Here is a 295-nt window from a genome sequence, read left to right as displayed (position 1 = left end):
TGTGATTTTAGTCAGTTCGACGTTAGGATGAAAATGAATCCCGGTCTTGGCAAGCAATGATTTTAAAGCTTCGGTAGCGACTTTGGGGAATGCCCGTAACAACCGATCAGAATGACCGATGATATGCACCTCTGCGCCAGCCGCTGCAGCAATGTTGGCCAGTTCGACACTGACATAACCGGCTCCGATGAAGGCAATGCTGGTTGGTAACTGATCAAGGTCCAGAAAATCCCGACTCGTTTTAAGCAGATTGGCCCCTGGAATGTCCGGATAACGAGGCGTGTGCCCAGTCGCG

1 protein-coding gene is annotated in these 295 nt (G+C 50.8%); it reads right to left on the bottom strand.

The window, feature by feature from the left end:
* The coding region (locus ACWPAB_RS15480) for an FAD-dependent oxidoreductase (RefSeq protein WP_315627466.1) at nt 1–295 on the bottom strand (295 nt) is incomplete at both ends.

It is taken from the genome of Lacticaseibacillus sp. 30, assembly GCF_053819265.1.
This window is presented reverse-complemented; position numbering and strand designations above follow the sequence as displayed.